General features: G+C 66.1%; 6 protein-coding genes. 3 read left to right on the top strand and 3 right to left on the bottom strand.

Features of this window, described 5'->3' with window-relative positions:
• Nucleotides 1–90: 90 nt before the first annotated feature.
• The 3 genes from Mrose_RS10510 to Mrose_RS10500 all read right to left on the bottom strand — a co-directional run bounded on the left by Mrose_RS10510 (nt 91) and on the right by Mrose_RS10500 (nt 4,313).
• Entirely contained in the window at nt 91–282 is a 192-nt protein-coding gene (locus Mrose_RS10510) for a cupin domain-containing protein (protein WP_119278051.1), read from the bottom strand.
• Between the two features lie 138 nt (nt 283–420).
• On the bottom strand, nt 421–3,354 hold the full coding sequence (locus tag Mrose_RS10505) for an ATP-binding protein (protein ID WP_245969826.1): 2,934 nt from the start codon (nt 3,352–3,354) through the stop codon (nt 421–423).
• A 56-nt stretch (nt 3,355–3,410) separates the two neighbouring features.
• On the bottom strand, nt 3,411–4,313 hold the full coding sequence (locus tag Mrose_RS10500; RefSeq protein WP_119278049.1) for an MBL fold metallo-hydrolase: 903 nt from the start codon (nt 4,311–4,313) through the stop codon (nt 3,411–3,413).
• Nucleotides 4,314–4,402: 89 nt separating this feature from the next.
• On the opposite strand from Mrose_RS10500, the gene Mrose_RS10495 reads away from it, so the two are divergent.
• From Mrose_RS10495 to Mrose_RS10485, 3 genes are read left to right on the top strand one after another with little or no spacing between them, the layout of a single operon-like run.
• Nucleotides 4,403–5,419 (top strand): LptF/LptG family permease, encoded by a 1,017-nt coding sequence (locus tag Mrose_RS10495; protein WP_119278047.1) that lies wholly within the window; start codon nt 4,403–4,405, stop codon nt 5,417–5,419.
• Nucleotides 5,416–6,459: an LptF/LptG family permease gene (locus Mrose_RS10490; RefSeq protein WP_119278045.1), complete on the top strand. Its 1,044-nt coding sequence runs from the start codon at nt 5,416–5,418 to the stop codon at nt 6,457–6,459. Before Mrose_RS10495 ends, Mrose_RS10490 begins: the two co-directional genes overlap by 4 nt.
• The gene (locus Mrose_RS10485; protein WP_119278043.1) at nt 6,456–9,116 is read left to right on the top strand and encodes an LPS-assembly protein LptD; all 2,661 of its coding nucleotides are present in this window, start codon (nt 6,456–6,458) and stop codon (nt 9,114–9,116) included. Before Mrose_RS10490 ends, Mrose_RS10485 begins: the two co-directional genes overlap by 4 nt.
• Nucleotides 9,117–9,124: the final 8 nt, after the last annotated feature.

The following is a 9,124-nucleotide window of genomic DNA, read 5'->3' as shown; positions in this document are numbered from 1 at the left end:
CTGCTCCAGCTGGGCCAGTTTCATCCCCTTACCCTTCGCTTCCGCTTCCCCAATCAGCGCCATCAACCGCTCTTGTAGTGGGCTCATGCCTCAGTCTAGGCTATTGGGTTGTTTTTGGGACACACCCTGCTTGGACCACTGCCAGCCCGGCTCAAGGGTTTCACGGTAGAATGTCAGCCCCCCGACACTGATCACGTCAATCTTGCCTTTTTCAAATGGTCGCCGCGTTTCATCTGGGATATCGAAGCTCTTGCCCGTGATCTTCTCGATTTTCCCTTTCATGTGTGCCTCTTTAGGTTAAACTTGCCCAACAAATACAGGGATGTGCCATCTTTTTCTTCCCTCCATTCCCTACCCAGCGGTAAACCCAGCCGGGTAAGGTTAGGTTAGATAGCCCCGGATGACTGGAGGATGACAGGTTCAGGGGGACTCGAGGCCGAGAGCTAAGCCAACCTCCTCGAGGCTTCTGCGGTCGGCAAGGCCTAAGGCATCGGGAGGAACCCGCACGAGGAGCGTCTGCACTCGTGCCTCCCCAAGCCGAGCACCCGCTACCGCCACCTGAGCCAGGGCCCGCGGGGCCCCCTCCAGGCCCTCGGCCAAGGCCAGGGCCTCGGTCAGGGCTCGGCGGGCATCCTCTACCTGGTCCAAAGCCAGGAGAGCCTGGCTGGTATAGGCCAGGCCCAAGCAGGCATAGGCCCGCCCCAGATGCTCGCCCGGGTGTTCTGCCAGAAGCTCCAAAGCAAACTGCGGCTCGTGGGCCTCCAGATAGGCCCGCGCCAGCACCAAGGCCAGATACTCGCTCACGTCAAAGGGCCCCAGGGCTCGTGCAGCCTGGGCCAGCTCCCGGTGGGCCAGAGGCTCACCCTGCTCCACGTCGGCGCCCACCAGGAAGGCCGCCACCAGGACCCGCCAGTAGGGGTCCTGCTCCTGAGCCAGGTGGTAGCCTTCCTCCAGAAGGGGATAGGCCTCAGCAAAGCGGCCCCTGTGAGCGTATAGGGCCCCCAGATAGGCCAGGATGCGGATGCGGTGCCGGGGGTCGGGATGGTCACGGGCCAGCTCGGGCTCCAGCAGGTCTATGGCCTCGCTGACCCGGCCCAGCCCCCACAAGGTCGCGGCGTAGGCGGTTCGGGTCAGGTGCATAAGCTCCTGGTCCCCAAGCTTCTGGGCTAGCAGGTAGGCCTCACGAGCATACTCCGCTGCCCGGGGATGGTCGCCGATAGCGAGATAGGTGCGAGCCCGCAGGGCTTCTATCCGCACCCGGGGGGGTAACGGAGCGCTGAGCAAGTTCTCCAGCAAGGCTTCGGCCTCACGGTAACGCCGCTGCTCGCGGCAGATGTCGGCTAAAAGAAGCTGGGCCTCAGCCCGTGTAGCCTCCTCTTGGCCGTAAGTAAACACCTTTTCCAACATGGCTCTGGCCTCGGTATAGAGGGCGCGCTCCTGGTAGACCCGGCCAGCGGCCAGCCAAGAACGGGCAGCCGCCTCCTCCTGACCTGCTCCCAGCCAGTGCTGGGCGATGCGGGCGGGATGGGCCCCGGTCTGCTCTAGCCAGAGGGCTATCTGACGGTGCAAATAAGCTTGGACGGGAGGAGCCATACCCTCCAGCACCGTCTCTAGAAGCAGGTCGTAGGCAAAGCGGCCCTCCCGCAGGATCTGGGCAGCCTCCAGCTCAGCCCACGGCTCGGCCAGCTCCAAAGGCGTGCCCTCAAGAACGTCAGCGGCCAGCCCCAGGTTCAGATCTTCCCCAGCAATAGCTGCAACCTGGGCCAGGCGCAGGGCTGCCGAGGACAAGATTGCCAGGCGGCGGGCGATCAGCTCCCTAGCCCGACGGGGAGCCGGGAAGCGGCTTGGTTTTCCTGGCCACTCCCCCAGCTCCCAGAGGGCACGCAGGGTTTCCAGGATAAAAAAGGGGTTGCCCCCGGCATAGCGGAAAAGCACTGGGGCAAAGCGCGCGGGGGATAGGTCCGGAAGGTCCAGCGAGGCCAAAAGCGCCTCTACCTCGGTGGAGTGAAGGGGCTCGAGGACGATCCGCACCGCCAACCCCGCCTCCACTAATCGGTCCAAGCTAGCCTCAGCTTCAGGCGAAAGCTCCCCCTGGCGATAGGCATAGAGTTGGCGCGGCACACCAGGAGGGGTGGGCACAAACTGGGAGAACATATAGGCGCATGCTTCGACGCTTGCGGCATCCATGTATTGCAGATCGTCCATCACCAGCACGTCCACATACCTCCCCAGCTCCCGCACTACCTCTGCCATGGCGGTGAAGAGGCGGAGGCGGTCGGCGGGGTCCTTCCAGGGCGGCGCGGCTTCGGGAAAGAGGTCGGGAAGGATGCGGGAGAGCTCCCGCCGCGCCCAGGCGGGTAGGCGAACTTCATACCGTGCAAGGAACTCCCGCCAGCTCCGCGCCTGGAAGGTAAATGGCGTCCCCTGGTCCCCCGGTCGGCCCAACGCCCAGACGTAGGCACCCTTGGAGCTGGCGAAGTCTCGCAGGAGCCGGGTTTTGCCCACGCCCGGTTCCCCTGTGAGGAAAACTACCTTCCCTGCCTCCCAGGCCTCCTCCATCCGGGCCCACGCCCACTCCCGGCCCACAAGCACGGGCGGCTGTAAGAGCGAAAGGGGAATCTCCCGTCTAGGCTGCCGACCTGCCACGGGGAGGACAACCCCACGCTCAATCATCTGAACGAGTGCTTGGGTCTGGGGCAGGGGGTCCACCCCCAGTCCCTGCCTCAGCCGCTCCTGGCCTCGATAGTAAGCGGACAAAGCCGCCCCCCGGTCACCCAGCAGATAGTGCAGGCGCATCACCCGGCGGAGGTGCTCTTCGGAAAAGGGGTCAGCCTCCTGGAGGCGCAGGGCCAGGGCTACAGCCTCCCGCAACTCGCCCTCCCGCTCCAGTCGCTCGGCCTCGGCTTCCAAAGCCTCGCGCCACAACCCCGCCAGGTGCTCTCGCTCGGCCAGGAGCCAGTCGGCAAAGTCGGGGCAGTCGTCGTAGTCGTGGCCCCAGAGCAGCTCGCCCTCCAGGGCCAGCGCCTCGGCGTAGCGGCCTTGGAAGGTGAGCAGCACCAGTCTGGCGGCGTCGGCCTCGAGGCCCTCCGCAAGCCGCAGCACCTCGTCGCCGCTGACCGCCTCATACCCCCCTGCCGCCTGGCGCAGCCGGCGCAGGGCCTGGGCCAGGTTGTTGCGGGCGGTGTGCTCGGGTGTCTCAGGCCATAACAAGCCAGCCAGCCGCGAGCGGGGGGTGGGGCCCTCCAGGGCCACATAGGCCAGCACCCCGGCAGTCCTGCGCTCCAGGCGCACGGGGGATCGCCCTTCCACCTCCAGGGTGGCTTCCCCCAAAAGCCGCAGGCGATGCCCTGCCACGGCGCCCTCCTTGGTTACTCAAAGTTTAAACCGTTCGTGCGCCGGGCTGCCTTGCCTCAGGAGACTCGAGCCACAGCTTCGGGGCGGTGCTTGGTCCAGTAGCGCATCAGCCCGTCCACGCTCATCCAGGCCGGGTCGGCGTACTCGTACTCCCGCACCTCCTCGTCGCTCAGACCCGCGGCGTGCAGCTCGTCGGTCACGTAAGCCTCGAACTCGGGCACGATCTGCTCGCGGGTCTTGCCCGCCTTGAGCCGCCGACGCATCCAGTCGGCCCAGTCCAGCAGGCGGGCCTCGAGGGCAGCCAGATGCTCCCGCACCTCGCTCACGGGGCCGAAGTGGGTGAGGTAGAGGGTTTCCAGGCCCAGCCCCCGCAACCGGGCCAGCGATTGCTGCCAGGTCTCGATGTGAATGTCGGGGGGCGGGCAGGGCGGCAGCACCGGGCCCCGGCCAATGCGCACTCCGGCCACGTCCCCGGCGATGAGGGCGGAGTCGATGCGGTAGGCGTGGTGGTGGCTGGCGTGGCCCGGCGTGTCGAGGGCCTCGATGGTAAATCCCCCGATCTTCACCCGCTCCCTGTCCTCGAGTGCCCGCACCTGGGCCTGGGGGACGTAGCCCATGCGGCCCCACAACTGCTCCATCTGGTCGCCATAGATGCGGCTGGCCGAGGCCCACAGCTTGCTGGGGTCGATGAGGTGGGGAGCCCCTTTGGGGTGGGCGTAGACCGTGGCCCCGTGCTCGGCGAAGCGCCAAGCCGCCCCCGCGTGGTCGAGGTGGATGTGAGTCACGAAGACGTGGCGCACGTCCTGCGGCGCGTAGCCCTTCTCGCGCAGCGCCTGCGCCAGCGTCTCGAAGCGCGACTCGGGCCCGGTCTCGAGCACCACCGGCCCCTCGGAGGTCTCGAGCAAAAACGAGGCAATAACACGGGGCGCGCGGTCGAGGAGGTCGAGGGTGTGAATCATGCCCCCAAAATAACAGGCCGCCGGGCTCGAGGGAGGGAAGCGCTTATCAAAGCCTTTTCATCATGGAACTGCCGTATACTGCCGCCAGCATGCTCCGACGCTATTTTCTTCGTGAAGCCCTGAGCCTGTATCTGGTGGGCTTTCTGATCTTCATCGGACTGCTGACCAGCGATTTCTTCACCTCCTGGGCAGGCTCCTTCGCGCGGATGGGGACGCCGGTGCAGGACATGCTGCTGCTTTGGCTCTACCGCATGCCCTACTTCCTGGGGGTGGCGCTGGCCTTCGGCCTGGTGTTCGCCCTCCTCATCACCCTGGCCCGCTGGATTCGCCAATCGGAACTCAAGGCCATGTACGCGGGGGGCGTCAAGCCCATGGTGCTGCTGCTGCCGGTGCTGGGGGTGGGGCTGGTGGTGAGTGGGCTGGCGCTGTTTACCTGGGGCTGGCTGCGCCCGGAGGCTCAGCTGCGCTTCGATATCCTGAAAGACCGCATCTTCTACGGCAGCAGCCCTTCGGGGGTGCTGACCGACCAGCTCTACACCCCGCAGGGCTACGGGCTGTACTTCGCCCAGCGCGTCTACCCCGACAGTGATGGTAGTGGAGTCCGGCTGGAGGGCGTGCGGGTGGTCGAACCCGGCGGCGCGGTGTGGAGCGCGCCTAGGGGACGGTGGCTCGAGGCCGGGGTGTGGCAACTCGAGGACGCCCGCCGGGTGGAACCCGACGGCAAAGTGATCACGGTGGGCTCGCATCCCCTCCCCTTCCCCCTCTCCGCGCCCCCGCGCACCGACTCCTACGACGCGCTCAACCTCACGCAGTTGCACCAGATCGCCCGCGCCGACAGTAAGGCCCTCTTCCCGCTGGCCCAGCGCTACGCCAACGCCCTGGGAGCGCTGGTGCTGGCCTGGCTGGCCATGGCGGTGGGCCTTGGGCTGCGCGAGCAATCCTGGGCTTTCGTGGCGGTGGTGGTGCTGCTGTTTGGCTACTACACCTTGTGGACTTTATCGGCCAAGTTCGCCGAGTACGATGTTTTCGGGCCCATCGTGGCGGCCTGGCTGCCCAATCTGGCCTTCGGCGTGGTGGCCGTCATCCTTACCTTGAGGTTGCGATGACCCGGCTCGACCAATATCTCTTTCGCGAGGTAGGCACCTACGTAGTGGGGGCGCTGGCGGCGGTGATCATGGCCCTGCTGGCCGGAGCGCTCTACGAGGTGCTGGCCCCGCTGCTCCAGCGCGGAGCCGACCCGCTGGTGGTGGGGCAATACCTGGCCTACAAGCTGCCCGAGCTGGTGGTGCGGGCGCTGCCGCTGGCCTTCTTGTTCGGGCTGCTGCTAGTGTTCTCGAGGCTGGGTGAAGACTCCGAACTCAAGGCCCTGCTGGCCGGGGGCATCGGCAAGGCGAGGGTGCTGTTGCCCATGCTGATGTTCGCGGGGGTGCTGTTCATCGCGGGCATCGTGCTGGCCGAGACCCTGGTGCCGCGCGGCCTGCAAAAAGCCAGCAGCGTGCTGCGCGAAGCGGTGGTGCAAAAGCCCAGGGCACTGCTCACCCCCGGCACCCGCTTCCAGGACGCCTACGGGCGCATCGTCTACGTGGGCGAAGTGGGCGGCGATGGCAGCATCGGCGAGGTGCGGGTGATCACCGCCGAGGAGATCCTCCTGGCCAGGCAGGGTCGCTTCCAGGGGGGCAGCCTGGTGCTCGAGCGGGGCTTGCGCATCACCTACGGCTCAGGCAGGCCCCGCACGGTAGCCACCTTCGAGCGGGGCGAAGTGCCGCTGGTGGAGCTGGGCTTCGACCCGCCCGGCGGGCTCAACAACCTCTCCATCGCCGAGTTGCGCCAGCGGGTGAGGCAGTACCGCAGCCAGGGCTTCTCCTACCAGGCCGAACTCACCACCCTCTACCGCAAGTTTGCCGAGCCTGCCGCCTCCTTCTCCTTCGCGCTCTTCGCCGTGGGAGTGGCCTTCTTCCTGCTGGGCGGCAGCCGCAGCCTGGGTTTCGTGGGGGTGGCGGTGCTGAGCTTCCTTTACTACGCCACCACCAGCGTGGGCCGGATCATGGGCGAACAGGGGGTGATCCCGGCCTGGCTGGCGGCCTTTGGCCCCAACTTGCTCTATGCCCTCGTGGGGCTGGTGCTGCTGAGGTTGGGCCGTCGATGAGCTCGACTCACCGGTCGCGACCCCCTGCGCTCAGGACTGTCTTAGGCCTCCTCCTCCTGAGCCTGGCCTCGCTGGCCCAGGCCGCCACCCTCAAGGTCATCGCGGCTGAGCGCCTGGAAATCCGCAACGAAAACGGCGAGGAACTCTTCATCCTCACCGGCAATCCCGTACTCATGGAGCGCGACGAGGAGAAGATCGAAGCGCTGCGGGTGATCTACAACCGCACGCAAAAGCGCCTGCATCTCATGGGCAAGGTGCGCTTCCAGGACAAGGAAAAGCGCATCCTGGAGGCCGAGGAACTCGAGCTAGACACCTCCGACAACAGCCTCGAGGCCATCGAGGTCAAGGTGCGCTCGGGCGACTTCGACCTCAGCGGCCCCTACTGCCAGCGGGTGGCCGGGCAGATCCTCTTGCAGCAGGGCTTCGTGACCTCCTGCCTGCGCTGCGGCCAGAGCATCCCCGACTACGGCTTCAGGGCCAAGGAGGTGCTGCTGTTTCCCGGCGACCGCCTCATCGCCCGCGAGGTGTGGGTGGTGGTGCGCGGGGAGCGGGTGCTTTATCTGCCGGTGCTGGGGCTCTTCCTCTCCGAGCGCAAGCCCCGCATAGACCTGGGCACCGGCGACGAGGGCTTCTTCTTCAACGCCGATCTGCCCTACGTCAACGGCTTCGGCCTCGGCTACACCCTGCTGCGCTTCAGCGAGGCCAGAGGCTGGGGCTTCGGCTTCGACCACTACGGCCTGGGTGCGGCTTTCGAACGCTACCAGTTCCTCTACCTGCCCCCCGCCCCTGGTGACGCGGCCCAAAAACCCCTCTTCCGCTGGAGCTTGGAGTACCGGTTGCAGCAGGAGGAGTTCAAGTACGAATACAAGCTCGAGCGCAACGACGAGAGCCGCTACGGCATCACCAACATCGAGGCCAACCTCAGCCGCGAGACCCCCGAGGACCCCGTCTTCAAATTCCGCCTCAAGACCTTCCTCGACGGCTATGCCTGGGACGCCCCCTTCAACACCGACCAAGTTCTGCCCGAGTTCTCGCTGCTGTTCAACCAGGGCCTCAAGCTCGACGAGTTCAGCGTGCGCGGGGCGGTCACGGCAGGGTATTACATCGACCGGCTCAACCAGGACAACCGCAGCGCCCGCAAGCTCGACCTCAACGGGGACGGTTTCATCGGGGTGGGCAGGCTCTACGTCCAGCACGCCGAGACCTACGCCCCCAGGCTGTGGGAGGGGGCCAGCTTTAGCCTGAACAACTTCTTCGAGGGCTGGTACTACACCAGCCGCAACCCACCTGCTAATGGGGCAAGCGAAGGGGAGTTCGAGCGCCTGATCCGCTGGGACACCACCGCGAGTTTCACCCAGCGGCTGGCCCCTTTCAGCCTCAGCCTCAACTTCGCCAACCGCGCCGTTGAGGGGGAAAGCCCACTGGCCCGTGAGGCGCGCACCAACACCGCCTCCCGCACCCTCGGGGGGAGTTTGAGCGCCCAGCAGGCCTGGTTCAGCACCTCGGCCACCCTGAACTACAACCTCATCGACCGCAGGTTCGACCCCCTGACGCTGGGCCTCGAGCTCAACCCCTCCCCCGTCACCTTCGGCCTGACTTACCGCCGCGACATCAACGCCGGCTACCCCAGCCTGCAGAACGACCTCACCCACCTCGACCTCTCCACCCGCTTCGGGCTCAACCTCAACCCCTTCCGCTTCAACGCCACGGGCAGCTACGTCTGGGCCAGCGGCAACCAGGTCGTCGATCGCTTCGGCGACCTCACCCTCTCGCTGGAGTACACCCCACCCACCGGCACCGTCCGGCTCACCCACCTGCGCGACCTCAACACCGAGCAGGCCAAGTACCTGCGCCTCAACTTTTCCTGGCTCGAGGGCAGCGACAGCTACCTGATAGACGAAAACTTCAACTTCAACGGCGTCAGCAGCCGCACCTACGCCCTCGACGGCTTCGTGCAGGGCAAGTGGGGCCCGCACACGCTCAAGCTCGAGAACCGCGTCCTCTTCCCCGATCAGTACGTGGGCGAGGCCGAAGACAAGGACGAAGGCAGGGCCGACCTGACCCTCTCCTACGACTACGCCGCCACCCTGCGGGCCATCCTGCGCACCACCCTGATCCAGGGCCTGGGCTTCGACAACTCCCTGCTCTCCGTCGGCGCGGGCCTGGCTGAGCCCGGGCGGGAGGCGCGGCTGGAGTTCGCCCTCGGCCTGCCCGGTTACAACCAGCCTTATTTCTACCTCGACCGCGTGAACCTGCAGGGGGCCCTCGAGGTCCTGCCCGGCCCCAGGAGCCCCGGCGAGTTCGGGCTAGCCCTGCAAGGCGGCCTGGTGCTCGACCGCATCGAAAGCGGCGATCAGATGGGCAACTTCACCGTAAGCCTCAGCAAATTTGGTCCCACCATGGTCTACGTGGGTCAGGAAAACGAACGGCTGATCTTCGGGCTGTACTACACCCAATCCTTCACCTGGCGCGACCCCAGCGGCAGGCCTCTGGTCCTCAAGCCCCTGTTCGTGATGATCTACGACCGCTGCTGCTGGGCCATGCGCTTTACCATCGACACTCAGGCCAATAAAGCCACCCTGTCCTTTTTGCTCGGAGGCCAGGCCGCCGATTTCCTCTTCGACCGCACCGGCATCACCTGGCCGTGGGACAAGTGAGGAGGTGT

The sequence above is a fragment of the Calidithermus roseus genome (genome assembly GCF_003574095.1).
Classification (GTDB): domain Bacteria; phylum Deinococcota; class Deinococci; order Deinococcales; family Thermaceae; genus Calidithermus; species Calidithermus roseus.
Note: the sequence above shows the minus strand (reverse complement) of the source record. Positions and strands in the feature narration are given on the sequence as shown.